Source organism: Pseudomonas sp. B10(2017), assembly GCF_002113295.1.
Classification (GTDB): domain Bacteria; phylum Pseudomonadota; class Gammaproteobacteria; order Pseudomonadales; family Pseudomonadaceae; genus Aquipseudomonas; species Aquipseudomonas pudica.
In genome coordinates this window covers 156,882-178,415 of sequence record NZ_NEJU01000011.1, presented here as the reverse complement: position 1 = coordinate 178,415, position 21,534 = coordinate 156,882, and the positions used below count along the sequence as shown (strand labels likewise).

Below are 21,534 nucleotides of genomic sequence, written 5' to 3'. Positions count from 1 at the left end.
GGTGTCGCTGACAGTGGGCGAATACATGAGCCTGCTCAATGAAGCCCTGGAGGCGCGGACCGATGCGTTTCTGCAGCAGGTAGACAAGCAGTTCCGTGATCCCCTGGGCCGCAAGGTGCGGGCCATGGTGCTCAGTGGCGCGATCAATATTGCGGCAGCGGGTAACCGTAGCCAGATGATCGAGGTGATGCTCTGGACGCTCGAAAGCGCCGATAGTTTGCAGGCGCGGTTGGTGCAGTTGCGCGAGGGTGCAGCCGGTAGCGTCGGGGCGCTGGTACGCAATGTTGCGATTGGTGCGGGTACGCTGCGTGCGCAGGTTACGAGTGGTTTGAAGATCAGTTCTACGACCGCGCAAAGCGTGGCAAGCGATGCGATGCGCAGCCTGCGGGATGCTGCAGCGAGTAGCGGAAGCGTCGGGCTGCTATTTGCCTTGGGCAGCATGTGGTTCCATCAGGACAGCCTGGGCAAGAACTATCGAGCGTTGCAAGAGACGCATCAGGACAACCCGGAGGCGCTTGCGGCGATCTGGTCTTCTTCGCTTGGGTTGTTGGGTGCCAGCGTCGAAGCGGCGGGACTGGTTGTTGCGCTTGTGCGTCCGAAAATACCGTGGCCGGGGACGGTGACAACAATCTCATTGGGGACCGGTATTGCCAGATTCGGCGCGGGGATTTCTGCGCTTGCTGGTGTCATGGATGCGGCTCAGTACAGGTATGCAAACCTTAGGTCCGAGAGAGTGGGAGATGGCTCTGCAGCTCGCCTCTACCGGTTTGCAAGTGCCACTTCATTCGGGGCCGCAGCATTTGGCGTCTGGGCCGCATTTGGCTCCAGCGCTTTACTTGGCCCGATAGGCATAAGCATCACCTTGGGCATAGCAGCCTATCTGCTTGCAACTTCAGCCAAGCACAAAGAATCATCAGCAACGCAGATTTGGGCCAGAAATACCAAGTGGGGGTTACCGGAATCACATCGCCAATGGGTGACCAACACCGATATGGACGCGGCCATTGCCGCTCTCAATGCATCCCTCCTCGGTTTGGAGGCGGAGGTCTCGATTCAAATCCAATTCGAAATCAATCATTCCATCCACAAAGAAAATGCGTCAACGATATTTACCAGTGATGGTAATGCGGTCCCGGCAAGCGTCGGCCTGATTTTCTTTATTCACATTCCAAACTTCAATCAGCACCTGTCGCATTACGAGTGGAGCTTAAGTCTGTACCACGGACCTAGAGGTAGTGAATTAGCTGTACTGTCCGCAGACAGTTCGTCGCCGTTGAAACTGCAAGCTCAAGACAGAGCGACCAATAAGCTCTTTTCAAGACCACCCGATATGCAGCCATTCACAAAGGTCGACCCAATGACTAAAGCCCTCACCATTCAAGGAGCGCTGCCATTGTCCGACCACCACACCATCCAGGCAATAGAATTCACCCTAAACTTCTGGCCTGACAAAGACGACAAACAACACTTGCTCAGATTGTAGTAATAGAGAATGAGATACGTACCAACAAGAGCAAAATTCAATGAGCCGCCCAAGACTGATCCCACCCTGCACTGGCTGGCAAGAAGACTTGCCATCGCCCTTCGATGCACCGATTCTAGAACCTGGCTTGGCTCCCCACACACCGAACTTTCAAGATGATATTTACCTCGAGATTTGTCGCTCAGCAATGGCGTATCGTGGGATCGTTTCGATATTGGCACTTATCTTTCTGATTACGATCCTGGTTGACCTTCCTTGGGTGATCAGGCATACGGACCCAACGGACATCGAGAGTGTTCTTCAGGAAATTATCATGCTCTCATTGTCAGCATGGTGCACGGTTGTCCTGTTCCGGGCAGACCTCTCAGCGCCCCGAGACCTGCCCATTAGATTCAACCGGGCCCGTAATAAAATCTACGCCTACAACTTCAAGCATCAATGGTGGAACCCATTCGACAAGGGCAAAGTCGTACCGGTCAGTTATGACTGGTCCCAAGTCCGCGCCGAGCGCTGGTCACAAACCGGCGCACTGCCAAACGGTGGGTTAATTTTCAAATGGGGTGTCACACTCTCCATCGTTGCACCAGGCACAAACAATGTCATCGACCGTTTCCCTCTGGTCACTATGGGTGCCAATGAGCATGCCTGGGCCTACATCTGCACCTACATGCAGGAAGGTCCGTCAGCCCTGCCACCACCAGGCGAACCCAAGGATCACAACGATGTGCTCTGGTGTGAGTTCGCCCTGCGCCTGGCACCCCGAGTAGAGTGGCCAGCGGAAATGGATCTGGAGTCGAGAACCGCCCCCTGAGATACTGTCTTACACTGCTTGCTCTGGCACCATCGCCGGCATGCCAGCTCTCATAGAACTGCACATGACTCATTGAATTAGCAGGGACCCTGTGGGAGCGGGCATGCCCGCGAACAACGGCGCAGCCGGTGCCATGCATCGCTCTGGATTCTTCGCGGGCAAGCCAGCACCCACCGGGGTTACATGGTCGGCGCCACCAACCTGTACCCCACCCCTGGCTCGGTGATGATGAACCGCGGCGCCGTGGGGTCATCGCCAAGCTTCTGCCGCAGATGCCCGACCACGATCCGCAGGTAATGGGTGTCATCCACATGGGTAGGCCCCCAGATATCCTTGAGCAGCTGCTGCTGGGTAATCACTCGTCCCGGATGCCCGGCCAGTTGCGCCAGCAGCGCATACTCCTTGCGGGTCAGCGCCACTTCCACACCATCCAGGGTCACCCGGCGGAAGGCGAAGTCCACCATCAGCGGCCCAAAGCTGGCCGCCACTTCCGAGCCACCCGCCTGGGGCACCTGGCGCAGCAAGGCGCGCACCCGCGCCAGAAACTCCTGGATGCCGAACGGCTTGGTCACATAGTCGTTGGCACCGCCATCCAGCGCATCGACCTTCTGCACTTCACTGGCACGCACCGACAACACCAGCACCGGCACCGCGCTCCATTCGCGCAGGTCACGCAGTACCTGCTGACCGTCCATGTCCGGCAGGCCCAGGTCGAGCACCACCAAGTCCGGCTTGCCCAGGGCCGCCTGGGCCAGCCCTTCCGCGCCGGTGGCAGCCTCGAGCACCTTGTAGCCTTGCGAGGCCAGGCTGATGCGCAGGAACTTGCGGATCTGCGGTTCATCGTCGATGACCAGGAGGGTGGCGGACTGACTCATGGGGTTTCGCTTTCGGTTTCAGGTTGAGGAGGCAGCGGCAAGCATAAAGTGATGCTGGTGCCCTGGCCATCGATGCCTTCGCCCACCAGGATCTGTCCGCCATGGGCGCCGATCATGCCCTGGCAGATCGCCAAGCCCAGGCCGGTGCCCTGCCCGCCGCGGTCGCCGCGAGCGGCGGTATAGAACATGTCGAAGATCTTCTCGCGGTCTTCCACGGGAATGCCGGGGCCCTGGTCGCTGACGGCGAAGCACAACCGGGCGTCCTGCACCGACACCTGCAGCTCCAGCCGGCCATTGGCTGGCGAGAAGCGCGCGGCATTTTCCAGCACGTTGACCAGGGCTTGCTCGATCAACGCCGCATGCACGAACAGCAACGGCAGCTCGGCCGGCACGTCGGTGTGCAACCGCAGCGGCGCCAGCACCGCGCGCAAGCGGTTGAGCGCGCTGCCAACAATGTCGGCCGGGGCCACCCAGTCGCGGGCCAGTTTGAGGCCGCCGTGACCAAGGCGCGTCATGTCGAGCAGGTTCTGGATGTAGCGGTCGAGGCGTTCGGCCTCGTTGCGGGTGCCCTCCAGCAGTTCGCGGCGGTCGGCGGTGGGGATCGCCTCGCCCAGCGCCAGCAGGCTGTCGATGCTGCCGCGCATGGCGGTCAGCGGGGTGCGCAAGTCATGGGAAACGGACGCAAGCAAGGCGCTGCGCAACTGCTCGGTTTCGCCATGCAGGCGCGCGGCCTCCAGCTGTTCGGCCAGCCGGGCGCGGGCCAGGGCCTGGGCCAGCGGCTGACCAAGGGCGGTGAGCAGGCGCCGGCGCGGGTCGCTGAGCGGCTGGCCGGAACGTGGGCGCACACCGAGCAATGCCAGGGGCTGTTCATCCACCGCCAGCGGCCACCACCACCAGCGGCCATTGGGCAGGGTGTCGCTGCCCTGACCGGCGGCCTGGCCATGCTGCCAGGCCCACTCTGCGGCGGCGCGCTCGTTATCGTTGAAGGCATGGGCTTCGCCGGTGGCCACTTGCAACTGACCTTCGACATTGCGCTCCAGCAGGCATACCTGCATGTCCTGCCAGCCGTTCAGGTGCTGGCCGGCGGCGTTGAACACCGCCTGGCGGTCGGTGGCCACGGTCAGCCGGCGCGACAGGTCGAGCAACTGGCTGGTCTGCGCCTGGGTTTCGCGCAGCGCCTGCAACTGCCGGCGCTGGCGCGCAGCCAGGTTGCCGGTGAGTGCAGCCATCAACAGAAAGAACACCAAGGTCAGCACGTCTTCTTCGCGCTGGATCCTGAACGACAGGTTGGGCGGGATGAACAGGAAGTCGTAGGTCAGGAACGACAGCACCGCGCAGGCCAGCGCAGGCCCCAGGCTGCTGCGCACCGCCACCAGCAACACCGCGGCCAGGAACACCAGCGAGATGTTGGGCAGGGCCAGCACACTCGACACCGCCCAGGCCAGGCCTGCGGCCATGAGCGTGGCCAGCAGCGCCAGCAGGTAATGGCGCCAGACCCACACCCGCCGCACCGCCGAACGTGGCGCTTGCGGCTGTGCGTCCCGGTCCAGCACGTTGATTTCCAGGCCGTGGCTTTCGCGCAGCAGCCGCGCGGCCACACCGGCACCGAACAGGCGCCGGCGCAGGCGGTCGCGGGACTGCCCGACCAGCACCAGGCTGGCCCGCCGTTCGGCGGCATGCTGGATCAACGTGCGCACCACTTCACCGGCACGCAGCAGCACCACCTCCCCGCCCAGGCGTTCGGCCAGTTGCTGGGCAGCTTGCAGGCGCTGGCGTGCGGTTTCGTCGCGCAGGCGGCCGTTGTCCACGTGCACCAGGCTCCAAGGCAGGTGGCGGCGTTGCGCCACGCGACTGGCATGGCGCACCAGCCGTTCGGCCTGGTCGTCGCCATCCACGCCCACCAGCAAGCGCCCACGCAGGGCCGGGGCCTCCTGGCCGCGTTGGCGATAGCCGTGGGCCAGGTCGGCATCCACCTGGGCAGCGGCGGTCTGCATGGCCAGTTCGCGCAGGGCGGTAAGGTTGGTTTGCGAGAAGAACGCATCGATGGCGGCCCGCGCCTGCTCGGGCACGTACACCTTGCCTTCGCGCAGGCGTTCGAGCAGCTCACGGGGTGGCAGGTCGATCAGCACCAGCTCGAAGGCTTCCTGCAGTACCCAGTCCGGCAGGGTTTCGCGCACTTGCACGCCGGTAATGTCGCGGACCTTGTCGTTGAGGCTTTCCAGGTGCTGGACGTTGACCGTGGTGTACACATCGATGCCGGCGGCCAGCAGTTCCTGCACGTCCTGCCAGCGTTTGGCGTGGCGGCTGCCGGGCGCATTGGTGTGGGCCAGTTCATCGACCAGCACCAGGGCCGGCGCGGCCTTGAGCAGGCCGTCGAGGTCCATTTCCTCGAGGGTGACGCCGCGGTACTGGCTGCGCAGCAGGGGTTGCTGCTGAAGGCCAGCGAGCAATACCTCGGTTTCGGCGCGGCCGTGGGTTTCGACCACCCCGGCCAGCACCTGCACGCCTTGGCGTTGCTGGGCGTGGGCGGCCTGGAGCATGGCGAAGGTCTTGCCGACGCCGGGAGCGGCGCCAAGGAACACCTTCAGCCGGCCCCGGCCGGATCGCGGGAGGGTAGCCAACAGCGCGTCTGCGCGGGCGGAGTCACTCATCTTTCATCCTTTGCTATTTCCAGCAAGCAGCAAATTCAGGGACAAACACCGTATCTGCGGGAGCGGGTTCACCCGCAAATACGATGGTGGCGCCACTATCGCGTTCGCGGGTGAACCCGCTCCCACAGGGTCCCTGCTAGCCCCCAAGTCATCTATCAATGGCTGAGGTTTTCCAAGGCCTGGTTCAAGGCCAGCACATTGACCACCGGCGGGCCGATCAATGGGTGGAGGGTGGCCTCTTCCAGCAAGCCTTGCAAGCGCTCCACCGGCAACTGCCGTGCCGCCGCCACCCGCGGGATCTGATAGGCCACTGCCTCCGGCGGCAGGTGCGGGTCGAGGCCGCTGCCCGAAGTGGTGAGCAGCGCCTGGGGCACCGGCCCCTGCTGCGCCTGGTACAACGCAGCCGCATCGCCCTTGACCCGCTCGGCCAGTGCCGGATTGCTCGGCGACAGGTTGCTGGCGCTGCTGGCCACGGTGGCATAGGCGCCCGCCGATGGCCGCGCGTGGAACCAGCCATCGCCCTGGAAATCCTGGGCGATCAGAGCGGAGCCACGTACCTGGCCCTGGCCATCGCGCACCAGGCTGCCATTGGCCTGGCTGGGGAAAGCCACCTGGGCAATACCGGTCACCGCCAGCGGATACAGCGCACCGGTCACCAGGGTCATCAACAGGGCCAGGCTCAATGCCGGGCGTACATAAGCATTCATGGTGGCCTCCTCAGACCAGGTGCAGAGCATTGAGCAGCAGGTCGATCAGCTTGATCCCGGCAAACGGCACGACAATGCCGCCCAGCCCGTAGATCAGCAGGTTGCGCCGCAGCAGGTGCGCCGCACTGGCCGCCTGCACCCGCACGCCGCGCAGCGCAAGCGGGATCAAAACGATGATGATCAGCGCGTTGAACACAATGGCCGACAGAATCGCACTCTGCGGGCTGGCCAGGTGCATCAGGTTGAGCACGCCCAGCTGCGGGTAGATGGCGGCGAACAGCGCCGGCAGGATGGCGAAGTACTTGGCCACATCGTTGGCGATGGAGAAGGTGGTCAACGCGCCACGGGTCACCAGCAGCTCCTTGCCGACCTGCACCACATCCAGCAACTTGGTTGGGTCGCTGTCCAGGTCGACCATGTTGGCCGCCTCGCGCGCGGCCTGGGTGCCGTCGTTCATGGCCATGCCCACATCTGCCTGGGCCAGTGCCGGGGCGTCGTTGGCGCCGTCGCCGCACATGGCCACCAGGCGGCCGTCGTTCTGCTCCTGGCGGATGCGCGCCAGCTTCTTCTCTGGCGTGGCCTCGGCCAGCACGTCATCCACGCCGGCCTCGGCAGCGATGGCGGCGGCGGTCAGCGGGTTGTCGCCGGTCACCATCACCGTGCGGATGCCCAGCTTGCGCAGCTCGGCAAAGCGCTCGCGGATGCCGGGCTTGACCACATCCTTGAGGTGGATCACGCCGAGCAGGCGCTTGTCGATGCACACCAGCAATGGTGTGCCGCCGCTCTGAGCGATGCGCTCCACTTCGCGGGCCAGCGCCGGGGGCATTTCCAGGCGTTGCATGCCGACGAATGCCAGCACTGCGTCGACGGCGCCCTTGCGATAGCGGTGCTGCTGCAGGTCGATGCCCGACAGCCGCGTCTCGGCGCTGAACGCCACCGCATCGAATTGCCCGGCGGCCGGTTCGACGAAGTCATGCAACTGGCGCAGGTACTCGACGATCGACTTGCCCTCGGCGGTGTCGTCCGCCAGCGAGGCCAGCAAGGCGCCCTCCCCCAGCTCGCGGGCGGTGATGCCCGGCGCTGCGTGCAGGGCGCTGCAGCGGCGGTTGCCGAAGGTGATGGTGCCGGTCTTGTCGAGCATCAGCGTGTGCACGTCACCGGCCGCCTCCACCGCGCGGCCGGAGCGGGCGATGACATTCAGCCGCACCAGCCGGTCCATGCCGGCAATGCCGATGGCCGACAGCAGGCCACCGATGGTGGTGGGGATCAGCGTCACCAGCAATGCGGCGAGGAAGATCAGCGGCAGGCTGCCACCAACGAAGTGGGCGAACGGCTGCAGGGTCACCACCACGATCAGGAAGATCAGGGTCAGGCCGATCAGCAGGATGTCGAGGGCGATCTCGTTCGGGGTCTTCTGCCGCTTGGCGCCTTCGACCAGGGCAATCATGCGGTCGAGGGTGGATTCACCCGGGTTGCTGGTGATGCGGATCAACAACCAGTCGGAGACCAGCCGGGTATTACCGGTCACCGCCGATCGGTCGCCGCCGGACTCGCGGATCACCGGCGCGGACTCGCCAGTAATGGCGGCCTCGTTGACCGCAGCGATACCTTCAAGCACCTCGCCGTCACCGGGGATCATTTCACCGGCCACCACGCGCACCACATCGTCCTTGCGCAGCGCGCTGGCCGCGACGGTCTCGTAGCTGCCATCACGCTTGCGAAGCTGGGCGGTCAGGCCTTGGCTGCCGGCCCTGAGGCTGTCGGCGCGGGCCTTGCCACGGCCCTCGGCAAGGGCCTCTGCGAAGTTGGCGAACAGCACGGTGAACCACAGCCACAGGGCGATCTGCACGGCAACGCCGGTGCTCACGCCGCTACCGGGTGCGAAACACAGGACGGTGGTCAGTAGCGCAGTCAAGGCGACTACCAGCATCACCGGCGAGCGCTTGAGCTGGCGCGGGTCGAGCTTGACGAATGCCTGCACCAACGCCGGGCGCCACAACGCGGCGAAGCGGGTCTGGTCCTTGGCACTGTGCCGGGCTTGTACTTCAGGAATGGGCATGTTCATGGTCGGTCCTCAAAAACCCAGGCTCAAGTGTTCGGCGATCGGCCCAAGGGCCAGGGTCGGCAGGAAGGTGAGGCCACCTACCAGCAGGATGGTGACCAGCAGCAGGCCGGTGAACAGCGGGCCATGGGTGGGGAAGCTGTTCAGCCCCTGAGGCGCGCTTTTCTTCGCCGCCAGACAGCCAGCCAGCGCCAGCACCGGGAGGATGTAGCCGAAGCGGCCGACAAGCATGGCCAGGCCGATCATCAGGTTGTGGAACACCGTGTTGGCACCGAAGCCGGCAAAGGCCGAGCCGTTGTTGGCCGTGCCCGAGGTGTAGGCGTACAGCAGCTGGCTGAAACCATGCGCCCCCGGATTGCTGACTGCACCTGCCGGGCCTGGCAGGCTGGCAGCGATGGCGCCGAGCACCAGCACGCCGACCGGCATCACCAGCAGGGTCGCCACCAGCAACTGCACCTCGCGGGCCTGCAGTTTCTTGCCCAGGTATTCCGGGGTGCGGCCGATCATCAGCCCGGCCAGGAACACCGCGATAAGCACGAACAGTAACATCCCGTACAGCCCTGCCCCGACGCCGCCGAAGATCACTTCACCGACCATCATGTTGACCATCGCCACCATGCCGGTCAGTGGGTTGAGACTGTCGTGCATGGCATTGACCGAACCGTTGGAAGCAGAGGTGGTAGTCACTGTCCACAGCACCGAGCCGGTGGTGCCGAAGCGGCTTTCCTTGCCCTCCATGGGGGCGCTTTGCTGTACCTGCGCGCTCTCGAGGGCCGGGTTGGGCTGGTACTCGGACCACAACGCCGTGCTGCCGCCGATCAGGAACAGGGCAAGCATACAGGCGAGGATGGCGCGGCTCTGGCGCAGGTCCTTCACGTAGTGACCAAAGGTGAACACCAGCGCCACCGGAATGAGAATGATCGAAGCCACCTCGAACAGGTTGCTCCAGGCCGTGGGGTTTTCGAACGGGTGCGCGGAGTTGACCCCGAAGAAGCCACCGCCGTTGGTACCCAGCTGCTTGATGGCGATCTGGCTGGCGGCCGGGCCCAGCGGGATGGTCTGCTCGGTCCCTTGCAGGGTGACCGCGTGGGCGTAGTCGGCCAAGGTTTGCGGTACGCCCTGCCATACCAGCAGCAACGCCAGCAGCAGGCACAGCGGCAGCAGGCCGTAGAGGGTGGCGCGGGTCATGTCGACCCAGAAGTTGCCCAGCGTCGTGGCGCTGCGCCGGGCGATGCCACGGCACAGGGCGACCAGCACCGCCAGGCCGGTGGCGGCGCTGACGAAATTCTGTACGGTCAGGCCTAGCATCTGGCTCAGGTAGCTGACCGACGCCTCACCGCTGTAGGCCTGCCAGTTGGTGTTGGTGACGAAGCTGACCGCGGTGTTGAACGCCAGCGACCATTCCTGGCCGGGCAGATGCTGCGGGTTGAACGGCAGGTAGCCCTGCAACAGCAGCACGGCGAACAGCAGCAGGAACCCGGCCAGGTTGAAGGCCAGCAGGGCCAGGGTGTAGTGCTGCCAGTTCTGTTCCTGGCCGGCGCGCACGCCCGCCACCCGGTAGCAGGCTTGCTCGACCGGGCCCAGGATGGGAGACAGCCAGGTGCGTTGGCCTTCCATGACCTTGAAGTAGAACCGCCCAAGCCAGGGTGCCGGTAGCAGCACGATGGCGAAAAATGCCAACAGCAAGGCGAAGTCGTAACTGTGCATGGCCGCTCCCTAGCTGCGATCGGCGCGCAACAGCGCCACCAGCAGATAAAACGCCAATGCCACTGCCAGCAGCAGTGACAGCCCGTCGAGCATGTTCATGTGTGGTTCTCCCCGTGGTGCGGCTTGGGCCGCTTTGGGGAAATTGTCCGAGCGAACGGCGTAAAGGGGCGAGATTGTGGGGTGGGGATGGGAATAAAGAAGGCGTAAAAATCGGGTATTGAGGCTGCCTGAACCGGCCTCTTCGCGGGTGAACCCGCTCCCACAGGGACCGCACCACTCTCCCGGGCTGCGGAGATCCTTGTGGGAGCGGGTTCACCCGCGAAGAGGCCAGTACAGATTTACTGCCGAGGCGGCTGCGGGACGGCGTTGCGGCTCCAGTCCAGCAGCAGGCTGTAACCGACCGCCAGCAAGGTCGGCCCGATGAACAGGCCAATGAAGCCAAAGGCAATCAAACCGCCGAACACACCAAGCAGCACGATAACTAACGGCAGATTGCCGCCACGGCTGATCAGGTACGGCTTGAGCACGTTGTCCACGCCGCTGATGACGAACGTGCCCCAGACCCCCAGGAACACCGCCATGCCGTATTCGCCCTTCCATACCAGCCAGCCGGTGGCAGGGATCCAGGCCAGTGGCGGGCCCATGGGGATCAGGCTGAGCATGAAGGTCACCAGCCCCAGCACGATGGCCCCGGGCACGCCGGCGATCAGGAAGCCGATCAACGCCAGCACGCCCTGCGCGGCGGCCGTACCGATTACCCCGTTGACCACCCGCTGCACCGTACCGGCCACCAACTCCAGGTAATACTCGGCGCGGTCGCCCATCAGGCGGTGCAGCAAGCGCAGGACGAACGCCGACAAGCGCGGGCCGTCGCGGTAGAAGAAGAACACGAACACCAGGCTCAGGGTCAGCTCCAGCACGCCGCTGCCGATCTGCGCGCTGCGCGCCAGCAACCAGTTGCCCACCTGCCCCAGGTGCGGCTTGACCGAGGCCAGCAAGGCCGCGCCCTGCTGGTCCAGCGACTGCCACCAGCTGACCAGACGCTCGCCAACCAGCGGGACGCCACCCAGCCACGCCGGAGCATCGGGCAGGCCGTCCACCTGCACGTCACGCACGAACGCCGTCGCATCGCGAATGTGATCGGCCAGGTTGAACCCCAGCCACACCAGCGGCAGCGCCACTATCAGTATCCAGGCAGTGGTCAGAAGGCTGGCCGCCAGGGTTTCGCGCCCGCCCAGCGCACGCGTCAACAAACGCATCAACGGCCAGCTCGCAAAGGCCAGGATGGCCCCCCACAACAGCGCTGAAATGAAAGGTGCCATTACCCACAGACCGGCCCCCAGCAGCGCCAGCAGCAGTATCTGTACCAGCAAGCGGTCATTGTTAGCCATGGTGGTGCTCGTTCAACGGATCAGTTCAAGGTGCAGGCCATCGGTAGGCGCGCTACCGACTTCGAGGCGGCCACCGCGCACCCCTGCCTTGACCAAGGCCTCGCGCCAGGCTTCAGCCTGGGCGCCGCTCAGGCTGGCACGCAGGGTGCTGTCGAGGTTCAGGCTGCGGGCCAGCAGGTTCGCCCAGGCGTCTTGCGGCGCGGCCAGGTCAGGGTAGTCGAGCTTGCCCGTGTCGCGCATTTCGCGCAGCACCGTGGCGGCGGTCGGCAGCAGTTCGCCCAGCGGGCTGCCGGCGACGAACTCTTCCACGTGCAGGTAGGCGCGGCGGTTGCCGCGGGTGACGCTGTACAGCGCGACCAGGGTGTCGGCCTGCTCCGCCGAGCGGCGCAGCAGGATGAACGCCTGCTGCTCGTCGCCGCCGTTGAGGCGGGCATTGCCGAACACATCATTGGCCCACAGGCTGGCCTCGCCGCAATCGCGGCCCTGGCACCAGAACAGCGGGTAGCCGCCGTCGCGCTGTAGTGCTTCGCGAGCGCTGGTGAAGGCTTCGCGGGCGGTACGCTCGACCGGCAGTTCGTAGGTTACCGAGCTGACCTGGCCACGACTTTCGACCTTGTCCTCGACCCGCAGGCGGCCGCTGATCTTGCGCAGCGGGCCCATGGGGTAGACACGCTCCTGCTCCACGGCCGGGCGCTGGTCGACCACCTTGGCGTCCACCGGTACCGGCAGGCTGCCGGCCCACAAAACGGGGCTGGCGAGCATCAGGCAGGCAGCGAAGGCATTACGGATGGCAACAGGCGCGCTCATTGGCGAACCAGGCGGCGCTCAGCGCCGAGGTGAAGCTCCAGGATGTCTGGCAGTTGCATGGTTGTCTCCCTGTTCAACCCGCCAAGCCTCGACACTTGTCCGGTGCAAGTCAAGCAAAGCCAAAGAAGCGATTGAAACAGTCTGCGACAAGGGCCGCGCCCTGCTCATCGTTCAGGTGCAGGTGATGGCCACCGGGCAGTGTCACCTGCTCAAAGGGTAGCTGCTCCAGCAACCCGGTGTGGCGCGCCAGCATGCCGTCGGCGGCCACCACCAGGCGCGCCGGGCAATTCACCCGGCGCACATAGGCCATGGCCTGGGCCTCGCTCAGGCGCACTGGCGAAGGCAGAGTCAGGCGGCTATCGCTGCGCCAGCTGTAACCGCCGGGCACTGGCATCAGGCCGCGCTGGGCCAGCAGCTCGGCCGCCTCGCGGCTGACCGCGACCATGCCTTTCATGCGTGCCTGCACGCCCTGCTCCAGGGTCGTGTACACCGACTTGCGCTTGCCATCCAGGCGTAACTGGGCCTGCAGTGCCATGCCCAGCCGCTCACCGGCATCCTGCTCGGCGCCGGTCGGCGGGATGACTCCATCGATCAGGGCCAGATGGCTGACCCGCTCCGGCAACGCGCCAGCCAGTTGCACCGAAATGATTGCCCCCAGCGAATGGCCCAGCAGGGCGAAACGTTGCCAACCCAGCTGCTCGGCCACCCGCAGCACATCATGGGCGTAGTCGGCCAGGGCATAGCCGGCGCCAAGCGGCCGGTGCTCGGAGTAACCATGCCCGGCCAGGTCCAGGGAGACGATGCGCAAGCCTTTCAGTTGCGGCGCCAGGCGGGCGAAGCTGTTGGCGTTGTCCAGCCAGCCATGCAGGGCGATTACCGGCAGTCCGTCATCAGGGCCGAACAGGTGCGCCGCCAGTTCGATATGGCCCAGGCTCAGGCGGACTTCCTCGACCTGCGCGCTCATGCCTGGCTCCAGCGGTCGAACAGGCCCTTGATCAGGCTGGCGGTGTCGGTTGGCCGCTCCAGCGGGAACATGTGCCCACCCGGCACGCTGTGAAACTCGCCCCTGGGCATGCCGCGCACGGCCAGGGTGTGGTGGCGGCGAATGACGTTGCTGCGCTCGCCGCGGACCATGGCCAGCGGCACCTGCAATTGCCGCGCGGGCGCTGGGCTGGTATGCGGGATGCTGCGGTAGATGCTGATTTCCGTGGCTGGGTCGAAGCGCAACTGCAGCCCCTGCTCCATCGCCTGCAGGCCGTGCTCTATGTAGGCATCGAGGCAATCGGGGTCGAAGTGGCGGAACAGTGACTTGCCGGCGAAATAGTCCCGGGCACTGTCGCGGTCATTGAAGGTTTCGCGGCGCCCCAGGGTGCGGCCAGCCGGGGTGATACGGTCGATGAAGCCGAAGCGCTTGGCGGTACGCAGCAGCCATTGGTCGGCGCGGGTGAGCACCGGCGAATCGAGCATCACCACGCCGCGGTAGTACTCGGGGCGGCGCAAGGCTGCGTGCAGGTGCAACACCCCGCCCAGCGAATGGCCGACGCCCCATACCGGCTGGTCTTGCCGAGCCAGGTGGTGCAGCAGTTCATCGACCAGGCTCTGCCAGTTGTCGTCCACCGGAAAGCGCGGATCGTGCCCGTGCTGGGCCAGGTGCTGCACCTGGTAGTCCGGTGCCAGAGCGGCGAACAGCTTGCCGTAGGTGGCCGAGGGGAAACCGTTGGCATGGGCGAAGAAGATCTGCTGCGACATGGCGCCGGGTCCGGGTGGGGGATGATGGCCCATTGTCGGTATCGCGGGGCAGTTCGGCAACGTCCGGATAGGTCATCGGCGAGGGCTATCAGGTCAGGCTGAGAGCTCAGGCCGGCGATTTGATCGCCCGGAGGTTCATCAGCCCAGCCAGCGGCCAGTCCCCTTCCAGCTCCGCCAGGCTTGCAGTGCTCATGCCTGCCGGCTGCTGCTGGTGGCCATGCTGCAACGCCCCTACCAGGGTACCCACCAAAGGCTGGTGGCTGACCAGCAGCACATGCTCCAGGCCCAGGCGCTCGATTTCGCCGATGACCTGCTGCACATCACTGTCGGGCGTCAGCCAGGGCACGGTGCGCACCGGCTCGGCGAAACCCAGGGTGTCGTGCACCAGGGCGGCCGTTTGCTGGGCGCGTACGTAAGGGCTGGCGATGATCGCCTGCAGCGGCTGACCCAGCAGGCGGGCGGCGCTGTGCAGCACCTGCTCGCGACCATGGGCGGTCAGCCGGCGCTCGGCATCGCTGTTGGCCCGCGGCTCCGCTTCACCGTGGCGCAGTACCCACAGCTTCACAGCTTGGGCTCCTCGTCACGCACCGGGTGCGGGGCCGGGATCACGGCGTGCGGTGCCTCGCCTTCAGGGGCTCGCGGTGCCGGCCAGTCGGCGAACGGCCAGGGCTTCTGGTCGCTGTGGAAGCTGCCGAAGCGGCCGATCTGCGCCAGATACTGGCTCAGGCTGTCACCGAAGTTCATCAGGCTGGCGCTGGGGGCGCCGTACACCAGGCGGTAGATCAGTTGTACCAGCACCAGGCCACCGAGCAGCAGCTCGGCCAGCTGCCAGACCACCAGGAACACCACCATCCACAGGACCCGCAGGATGATCGACTCGCGCTGGGCGCGTTCGGGCGTATCGTTCATGTGTTGCTCCTTGCTGTTGTCAGAGCCGCTGAAGGCTCAGTTGAAACCGCTGATGGAAATGAAATCGACATCGGTCTTGGGCTCGGCACGCATCAGGTGCTCGATCACCTGGTTCAGCGTGCGGCCTTCGAACAGGATGGCATGCAGGCCTGCCACCAGCGGCATGTAGACCTGCACTTCCTGCGCCTTGGCCTTGAGCACCTTGAGGGTGTTGACGCCTTCGGCCACTTCACCCAGGCGGTTGACCGCCTGCTCCAGGCTCAGGCCCTGGCCAAGCGCGTGACCGACCTGGTAGTTGCGACTCTTGGGCGAGGAGCAAGTGACGATCAGGTCACCGACACCGGCCAGGCCGAGGAAAGTCATGGGATTGGCACCCTGGCTGACGGCGAAGCGGGTCATCTCGGCCAGGGCGCGGGTAATCAGCATGCTCTTGGTGTTTTCGCCCATGCCCAAGGCCACCGCCATGCCGGCGATGATGGCGTAGACGTTCTTCAGCGCCCCGCCCAGCTCGACGCCAAAGCGGTCGGCACTGGCGTAGACGCGGAAGGTGCGCCCATGCAGCACGGCCTGCACCTGCTGGCAGAGTTTTTCGTCCTCGCTGGCAACCACCGTTGCGGTCAGCGCATGTTCGGCGATTTCACGAGCCAGGTTGGGGCCGGACAGCACGCCGATGCGCGCCTCGGGGGCGATTTCCTCGAGGATCTGGCTCATCAGCTTGAAGCTTTGCGCTTCGATGCCCTTGGTCAGGCTGACCAGGCCCTTGCCGCGCAGCAGCTCGGCATGCGGGGCCAGCACGCTGCGCAAGGCGCTCGATGGCAAAGCGACGAAAATCAGCTCGCTGGCTTGCAGGGTGGCCAGCAGGTCGCTGACCGGCTCGACGCCGTCGTGCAGGCGGATGCCCTTGAGGTAGCGCGGATTCTCGCGATTGACGCGCATGGCCTCGGCCTGTTCCGGGTCGCGCATCCATTGGCGGACCGGCACACCGTTTTCTGCCAGCAGGTTCGCCACGGCGGTGCCGAAGCTGCCGCCTCCCAGAACTGCAACAGGTTGCTGTTCAGTCATATCCAATCCGTTAAAGCCAAAAATTAAGTGGCGACCCGGCCATTATACGGCTCGCCTGCGACAGAACCAGTGTCAGTACTGGCCTCTTCGCGGGTAAACCCGCTCCCACAGGTACAACGAAGCCTTCAGCAGCGGTGCGCTCTGTGTGGGAGCGGGTTTACCCACGAAAGGGCCATCACAGGCAATGCAGATCACTGGCAAATACGCCAAGGTCAGTTACCATGCCTGTTTCAATCCTGATACAAGGCCGCTTTGTGTTCCCTGGCACGCCCCCGTACCCGCGCCTGCTCATACTGACTGCCCTGCTCGGTGGCCCGGCCGTGGCCGATGACCTGTTCATCGACAACACGGACCTGCCGCAGGTTCTGACCGCCACGCGCCTGAAACAATCCCCTGCCGCGGTCCCGGGCAGCATGACCGTGCTCGACAGCGAGCTGATCCGCGCCAGCGGTGCCCGCGACATCCCCGAGCTGCTGCGCCTGGTGCCGGGCATGATGGTGGGCTACAACGCCGGCAACCAACCCACGGTCAACTACCACGGCAGCAACGTCAACGATGCCCGACGCATGCAGGTGCTGATCGATGGCCGTTCGGTGTACCGCGCCGGCCTGGCCACGGTGGACTGGAGCGACATTCCGCTGGCAATGGAGGATATCGAGCGCATCGAGGTGTTCCGCGGCCCCAACACGGTCAGCTACGGCGCCAACGCGCTGATGGCAGTGGTCAACATTCTTACCCGCAACCCCGCCGACAGCCATGGCACGCGGCTGAAGATGACCCGCGGCCAGGACGGCATCAACGATTTCTACGCCAGCCACGGCTTCGGCTGGGAGGGTGGCGACATGCGCCTGTCGCTGTCTGGCCAGCAGGACGATGGCTTCGACGAGAACCAGTTCGGCCAGGACTACCGCGACAGCCGTCGGCTGACCCGCTTCAATATCAACGCCAGCCATAGCCTGGCGCACGACCAGACCCTGGAATGGCAACTGGCGGCGAAGGAAGGCAGCAACCAGCGGCCTTATACCTACCAGCCGGTGTTCGCCAAATACGAAGCCGGTAACAACGCTGACGTCAATGCCAAGGACTACGCCGGCTCATTGCGATGGACCAAGGACTTCAGTTCCGAGCACAGCCTGTATATCCAGGGTTCTGCCCAGCATTTCGACCGCCAGCAGGTGTGGCGTGCCTGTGACGCACTGCAGTCGTTCAGCCCGGAATTGACCCAGCTCTGGCAGATGAATCCTGACTTCGCCGAAAAGGTGGCGCGCGGCATTGCTACCGGCGCGCCACTTTCGACCAACGATCCCGTCATGAAAGGGCTTCTGGAGAAGGTCCAGCAGCAATGGGCGAACGGTGGCAAGCAGCAGGTCTGCGGCGACGTCGACCAGAGCACCCGCGAAACCCGCTACGACCTGGAAATCCAGGATACCCTGAGCCTGACAGACAGCCTGCGCCTGCTCAGCGGCATGAACTACCGCTATGATCGTGCCGACTCGCAAACCTACTTCAATGGCAGCATCGACGACCAGACCTGGCGCCTGTTCGGCCAACTGGAATGGCGCGCCGACGAGCACTGGATCCTGCAGGGCGGTGCCATGTTCGAGGACTCGCGCCTGTCCGGCAACTCGCTGACCCCGCGCGTGGCAGTCAACTACCTGATCACCCCGCGCCATGGCCTGCGTGCGGTGTACTCCGAGGCGGTGCGCTCGCCAGACATGTTCGAGAACAACATCAACTGGAGCTACACGGTCAAGAACCTGACCCCCAACGCTTTCGGCCTGCAGAACGGCGAATACTTCGTCAAGACCCGCGGCCCGGGCGACCTCGACCAGGAACGCATGCGCTCGCGCGAGCTGGGCTACAACGGCTACTTCAGCGACATCGACCTGAACATGGATGTGAAGCTGTTCTACGACGAGATCACTGGAATGATCAGCGAGCCCCTGAAGAACAACCAGTACATCGCCAGCAACGCCAACAAGGCCCGTTTCAGCGGCAGCGAGGCGCAACTGGACTGGCGCCCGACCCTGCGCGACCGCCTGCGCCTTACCTACGCCTACGTGGATGCCTGGGCCAGCAACCCCGCCGACCGACGCCTCAGCGCGCGCAACAGCGGCTCGGCCGGATGGATGCGCGAATGGGGTGACGGTTGGTCCAGCGCGCTGTTCTATTACGGTGACGATGCGCTCAACCAGTACCGTTACGAGCGCCTGGACCTGCGCCTGGCCAAGCGTTTCCGGGTGCATGGCAGCAACCTGGAACTGGCCGCGCTGTGGCAACAGCGCCTGGACGACGAGCCGACCACGGCAATCCAGAACCGCTACGACAGCCGCCACCGCCTGAGCGTCAGCGCGGAGCTGGAGTTCTGATGGCCCTGCTGCTGCGCCTGTTGCTGTTGTGCCTGTGGCCAATGGGGCCGCTGTCCGCCAGCGAAATCGTGTTGGTAGGCGCGGAAGACCAGCCCGGCATTCGCAGTTTCGTCGCTGCGCTGGAAAACCGCAGGCCGCACGATCACGTGCATTTCCAGACCACCGCCGACCTGCCACGCCCGGGCAAGCTCAAGGCTGACCAGCGCCTGATCTTGCTGGACAACGCCGCACTGGAATGGCGCCTTGGGGAAAATGCCGGCCCGCCGGCCCTGGCCATGAGGGTCAGCCGGGTACAGGCTGAACAGCGCCTGGGAAAGTCGCGGCCCGCGTTCCTCACGCTGCTGTGGAGCGACCCGCCGCTGGGCCGGCAGTTGCGCCTGGCGCGCTACCTGCTGCCGCAAGCCCGGCGCATTGGTGTGCTGTACGGTGAGCACAGCAGCTTTCTGCTCGAAGAGCTGCGCCATGCCGCCCGCCCGCTGGGCCTGGAGATCATCGCCCAGGACTGGCCCGACCCTCGCGACAGCCGCCCTCTGCAAAATTTGTTGGCCAACAGTGACGTGCTGCTGGGCCTGGACGACACCGACCTGTTCAACTCCAAGACTGCGAAGAACCTGCTGTTGAGCAGCTACGGCCGTCAGATGGCGCTTATCGGCCCGAACGCCGGGTTCGTCCGCGCCGGCGCCCTGGCCAGCACCTTCAGTGACCAGGACGACTGGCTGGCGGTACTCGACCAGTTGCTCGACCAGCCACCGGCGCGCTGGCCACGCAGCCTGTACCCGGTACGCTTCGGCGTCAGCGGCAACCAGCAGGTGGCGCGCGCCCTGGGCCTTGAACCGATCGATCCGAACGCCGCCGCCAAGGCCCTGGCCGAAGGAGAACCCACCCCATGAGCAAGCGCCTGAGCTGGGACATCCACACCCGCACCCAGATCATCAGCCTCGGCCCTGCCCTGCTGCTGACGTTGCTGCTGATCAGCTTTTTCACCTTCGTGCGTATCCAGGACCTGCGCCAGGAACTGAACCACACCGGGCAACTGATCGCCAACCAGCTGGCGCCAGCCTCGGAATACGGGGTGATCTCGGGCAACAACGAAGTGCTCGAGGGCCTGATGCGCGCCACGCTCAGCATTCCCCACGTGCGCTTCCTCGAGGTGCAGGACAGCCGCAACCACATCCTTGTCTATGTGGAGCAGTCCGACGAAAGCGCCAACCGCGCGCAGCGCGTCGAAGTGTTTCAGGCGCCCATCCGCCTGCAGCAGATCCGCCTGGACAGCGACTTCCTGCAACAGGGCAAAGCCACCACCCCGGCCATCGGCGACGATTACCTGGGCCGGGTCATCGTCGGCATGTCCGATGACGCCTTCAGCCAGCGCCAGCAGGAAATCGTGATCAAGGCCGGCATCCTCGCGCTGTTCGCCCTGCTGTTCACCTTCCTGCTGGCGCGCCGCCTGGCCCTGAGCCTGGCCAAGCCGATTAGCGACATGGGCCATGCGGTCAAGGCCATCCAGCAGGGCGAGTACCACACCCTGTTGCCGGTGGTCGATGACAGCGAACTGGGCCACCTGGCGCGCCACATCAATAACCTGGCCCACGCCCTGGAGCAGGCCAGCAATGAACAGAAGCAGGCCATTGCCGAGCTGATCCAGGCCCGCGAGGAGGCCGAACAGGCCAACCGCGCCAAATCGGACTTCCTGGCGATGATGAGCCACGAGCTGCGCACGCCGATGAATGGCGTGCTGGGCATGCTGCAGTTGCTGGAAACCACCCAGCTGAACAGCGAACAGGCCGAGTACACCGCAGTGGCCAGCGAGTCCACAGGGCACCTGCTCAAGGTCATCAACGACATCCTCGACTTCTCGCGCATCGAACGCGCCGCGCTGCAACTGGAACACATCGACTTCAACCTGGGCGAGCTGATCACCAGCAGCGTCCAGTCATTCCAGCACAGTGCCCAGCAGCGCGGCCTTGCCCTGCACCTGCAACTGCCAGCGGGTATCGAGCAGTTGCAGGTGAACGGCGACCCCACGCGCATCCGCCAGATCCTGCTCAACCTGATTGGCAACGCGCTGAAATTCACCGAACGCGGCCAGGTACAGGTCGAGGCGCGCTGGCAAGTGCTCGACCGGCAACTGATCTGGCTGACCTGCAGTGTGCGTGACACCGGTATCGGCATCGACAACGAGCGCCTGGAAATGATGTTCGTCGCCTTCCAGCAGGCCGACAGCTCGATTTCCCGCCGCTATGGCGGCACCGGGCTGGGGCTGTCGATCGCTCGCACCCTGGCCGAACGCATGGGTGGCAAGCTGCGCGGCGAAAGCCGTGAAGGCCTGGGCTCCACCTTCACCCTGGAGATGCCTCTGGCTCTGGCCAGCCCTGCCCCGGTCTCGCTGACGCTGCCAAGCGCTGCGCCGCCGGCGGTGGCCGACAATGATCAGGTACTGCTGGTAGAGGACAACCCGGTCAACCAAAGTGTCATCGAGGCCATGCTGCGTAGCCTGGGGCTGGCGGTATGCACGGCCGAGGACGGCCTGGAGGCGATCGAAAGGGTCAGCCGGCAGCGTTTTGCCGCCGTGCTGATGGACTGCCGCCTGCCGCACCTGGACGGCTATGAAGCCACCCGGCGTATCCGCCAGCTGCCCAACGGTGCCGGGCTACCGATCATCGCCCTGACCGCCAACGCCTTGCAGGGCGACCGCGAGCGTTGCATGGCGGCCGGCATGGACGACTACCTGAGCAAACCCTTGCGCCGCACCGAACTGCAGCGGGTGCTGCAGCGCTGGCTACCCGGTCAGACAACCGCGACTGGCGATAAATGCTAAAGTGCGGCAGTCTTAAACACTGGACAGGACCTTCATCGGACCTGAAAATAGACGTTTCAGTGCACACCTGTACTTCTTTCGCCGGGTGCACTGTGACTTTCACCACAACGCAATAGTCTACCTGTAGGCTGCC

The 21,534-nt window shown here is 64.8% G+C and carries 17 protein-coding genes and 1 pseudogene; 5 read left to right on the top strand and 13 right to left on the bottom strand.

Going from position 1 to position 21,534, the window contains the following annotated elements:
* Both CAF92_RS15535 and CAF92_RS27680 read left to right on the top strand, forming a co-directional pair.
* A pseudogene (locus CAF92_RS15535) lies at window positions 1–1,483 on the top strand (hypothetical protein); the annotation flags it as partial.
* Between the two features lie 40 nt (window positions 1,484–1,523).
* Window positions 1,524–2,294, top strand: a complete 771-nt coding sequence (locus tag CAF92_RS27680; protein WP_230385640.1) for a DUF6708 domain-containing protein — start codon at window positions 1,524–1,526, stop codon at window positions 2,292–2,294.
* 179 nt (window positions 2,295–2,473) lie between these two features.
* Here CAF92_RS27680 and CAF92_RS15525 read toward each other — a convergent pair whose 3' ends face one another.
* The 13 genes from CAF92_RS15525 to CAF92_RS15465 form a co-directional block, all read right to left on the bottom strand.
* Entirely contained in the window at window positions 2,474–3,169 is a 696-nt protein-coding gene (locus tag CAF92_RS15525; RefSeq protein ID WP_013973414.1) for a response regulator, read from the bottom strand.
* On the bottom strand, window positions 3,166–5,820 hold the full coding sequence (locus tag CAF92_RS15520) for a sensor histidine kinase KdpD (protein WP_085601288.1): 2,655 nt from the start codon (window positions 5,818–5,820) through the stop codon (window positions 3,166–3,168). Before CAF92_RS15520 ends, CAF92_RS15525 begins: the two co-directional genes overlap by 4 nt.
* Window positions 5,821–5,975: 155 nt before the next feature.
* A complete protein-coding gene (gene kdpC, locus CAF92_RS15515; protein ID WP_046615120.1) occupies window positions 5,976–6,527 on the bottom strand; it encodes a potassium-transporting ATPase subunit KdpC in 552 nt (183 codons plus the stop codon).
* Window positions 6,528–6,537: 10 nt separating this feature from the next.
* On the bottom strand, window positions 6,538–8,592 hold the full coding sequence (kdpB, locus tag CAF92_RS15510) for a potassium-transporting ATPase subunit KdpB (RefSeq protein WP_046615119.1): 2,055 nt from the start codon (window positions 8,590–8,592) through the stop codon (window positions 6,538–6,540).
* 9 nt (window positions 8,593–8,601) lie between these two features.
* Window positions 8,602–10,296 (bottom strand): potassium-transporting ATPase subunit KdpA, encoded by a 1,695-nt coding sequence (kdpA, locus tag CAF92_RS15505; RefSeq protein WP_085601287.1) that lies wholly within the window; start codon window positions 10,294–10,296, stop codon window positions 8,602–8,604.
* Window positions 10,297–10,305: 9 nt separating this feature from the next.
* Window positions 10,306–10,395, bottom strand: coding sequence for a K(+)-transporting ATPase subunit F (gene kdpF / locus CAF92_RS15500; RefSeq protein WP_003251485.1), 90 nt, complete (start codon window positions 10,393–10,395; stop codon window positions 10,306–10,308).
* Between the two features lie 239 nt (window positions 10,396–10,634).
* Window positions 10,635–11,687, bottom strand: coding sequence for an AI-2E family transporter (locus tag CAF92_RS15495; RefSeq protein WP_046615117.1), 1,053 nt, complete (start codon window positions 11,685–11,687; stop codon window positions 10,635–10,637).
* A gap of 12 nt (window positions 11,688–11,699) precedes the next feature.
* Complete coding sequence (locus CAF92_RS15490) at window positions 11,700–12,494, bottom strand: DUF4892 domain-containing protein (RefSeq protein WP_046615116.1); 795 nt, start codon at window positions 12,492–12,494, stop codon at window positions 11,700–11,702.
* A gap of 109 nt (window positions 12,495–12,603) precedes the next feature.
* The gene (locus CAF92_RS15485; protein ID WP_085601286.1) at window positions 12,604–13,458 is read right to left on the bottom strand and encodes an alpha/beta hydrolase; all 855 of its coding nucleotides are present in this window, start codon (window positions 13,456–13,458) and stop codon (window positions 12,604–12,606) included.
* A complete protein-coding gene (locus tag CAF92_RS15480) occupies window positions 13,455–14,243 on the bottom strand; it encodes an alpha/beta fold hydrolase (RefSeq protein WP_046615114.1) in 789 nt (262 codons plus the stop codon). Before CAF92_RS15480 ends, CAF92_RS15485 begins: the two co-directional genes overlap by 4 nt.
* Window positions 14,244–14,349: 106 nt before the next feature.
* The gene (gene sixA, locus CAF92_RS15475; RefSeq protein WP_085601285.1) at window positions 14,350–14,808 is read right to left on the bottom strand and encodes a phosphohistidine phosphatase SixA; all 459 of its coding nucleotides are present in this window, start codon (window positions 14,806–14,808) and stop codon (window positions 14,350–14,352) included.
* Entirely contained in the window at window positions 14,805–15,152 is a 348-nt protein-coding gene (locus CAF92_RS15470; protein ID WP_085601284.1) for a DUF4389 domain-containing protein, read from the bottom strand. The genes sixA and CAF92_RS15470 overlap by 4 nt, the downstream gene beginning before the upstream one ends.
* Before the next feature lie 36 nt (window positions 15,153–15,188).
* Entirely contained in the window at window positions 15,189–16,214 is a 1,026-nt protein-coding gene (locus CAF92_RS15465; RefSeq protein WP_025339958.1) for an NAD(P)H-dependent glycerol-3-phosphate dehydrogenase, read from the bottom strand.
* A gap of 221 nt (window positions 16,215–16,435) precedes the next feature.
* Between CAF92_RS15465 and CAF92_RS15460 the strand changes: the two genes are divergently transcribed.
* From CAF92_RS15460 to CAF92_RS15450, 3 genes are read left to right on the top strand one after another with little or no spacing between them, the layout of a single operon-like run.
* A complete protein-coding gene (locus CAF92_RS15460; RefSeq protein WP_178081798.1) occupies window positions 16,436–18,583 on the top strand; it encodes a TonB-dependent siderophore receptor in 2,148 nt (715 codons plus the stop codon).
* Window positions 18,583–19,473, top strand: a complete 891-nt coding sequence (locus CAF92_RS15455) for an ABC transporter substrate-binding protein (protein ID WP_085601283.1) — start codon at window positions 18,583–18,585, stop codon at window positions 19,471–19,473. Before CAF92_RS15460 ends, CAF92_RS15455 begins: the two co-directional genes overlap by 1 nt.
* Window positions 19,470–21,401 carry an ATP-binding protein gene (locus tag CAF92_RS15450; protein WP_085601282.1) on the top strand — a complete coding sequence of 644 codons (1,932 nt, stop codon included), beginning with the start codon at window positions 19,470–19,472 and terminating at the stop codon, window positions 21,399–21,401. The genes CAF92_RS15455 and CAF92_RS15450 overlap by 4 nt, the downstream gene beginning before the upstream one ends.
* The last annotated feature ends 133 nt before the right edge of the window (window positions 21,402–21,534 follow it).

Bases quoted from the DNA above. Each gene is read 5' to 3' on its own strand.
- CAF92_RS27680 (WP_230385640.1), top strand. From the start codon at position 1,524: ATGAGCCGCCCAAGACTGATCCCACCCTGCACTGGCTGGCAAGAAGAC.
- CAF92_RS15525 (WP_013973414.1), bottom strand. From the start codon at position 3,169: ATGAGTCAGTCCGCCACCCTCCTGGTCATCGACGATGAACCGCAGATC.
- CAF92_RS15520 (WP_085601288.1), bottom strand. From the start codon at position 5,820: ATGAGTGACTCCGCCCGCGCAGACGCGCTGTTGGCTACCCTCCCGCGA.
- kdpC (WP_046615120.1), bottom strand. From the start codon at position 6,527: ATGAATGCTTATGTACGCCCGGCATTGAGCCTGGCCCTGTTGATGACC.
- kdpB (WP_046615119.1), bottom strand. From the start codon at position 8,592: ATGAACATGCCCATTCCTGAAGTACAAGCCCGGCACAGTGCCAAGGAC.
- kdpA (WP_085601287.1), bottom strand. From the start codon at position 10,296: ATGCACAGTTACGACTTCGCCTTGCTGTTGGCATTTTTCGCCATCGTG.
- kdpF (WP_003251485.1), bottom strand. From the start codon at position 10,395: ATGAACATGCTCGACGGGCTGTCACTGCTGCTGGCAGTGGCATTGGCG.
- CAF92_RS15495 (WP_046615117.1), bottom strand. From the start codon at position 11,687: ATGGCTAACAATGACCGCTTGCTGGTACAGATACTGCTGCTGGCGCTG.
- CAF92_RS15490 (WP_046615116.1), bottom strand. From the start codon at position 12,494: ATGAGCGCGCCTGTTGCCATCCGTAATGCCTTCGCTGCCTGCCTGATG.
- CAF92_RS15485 (WP_085601286.1), bottom strand. From the start codon at position 13,458: ATGAGCGCGCAGGTCGAGGAAGTCCGCCTGAGCCTGGGCCATATCGAA.
- CAF92_RS15480 (WP_046615114.1), bottom strand. From the start codon at position 14,243: ATGTCGCAGCAGATCTTCTTCGCCCATGCCAACGGTTTCCCCTCGGCC.
- CAF92_RS15470 (WP_085601284.1), bottom strand. From the start codon at position 15,152: ATGAACGATACGCCCGAACGCGCCCAGCGCGAGTCGATCATCCTGCGG.
- CAF92_RS15465 (WP_025339958.1), bottom strand. From the start codon at position 16,214: ATGACTGAACAGCAACCTGTTGCAGTTCTGGGAGGCGGCAGCTTCGGC.
- CAF92_RS15460 (WP_178081798.1), top strand. From the start codon at position 16,436: ATGCCTGTTTCAATCCTGATACAAGGCCGCTTTGTGTTCCCTGGCACG.
- CAF92_RS15455 (WP_085601283.1), top strand. From the start codon at position 18,583: ATGGCCCTGCTGCTGCGCCTGTTGCTGTTGTGCCTGTGGCCAATGGGG.
- CAF92_RS15450 (WP_085601282.1), top strand. From the start codon at position 19,470: ATGAGCAAGCGCCTGAGCTGGGACATCCACACCCGCACCCAGATCATC.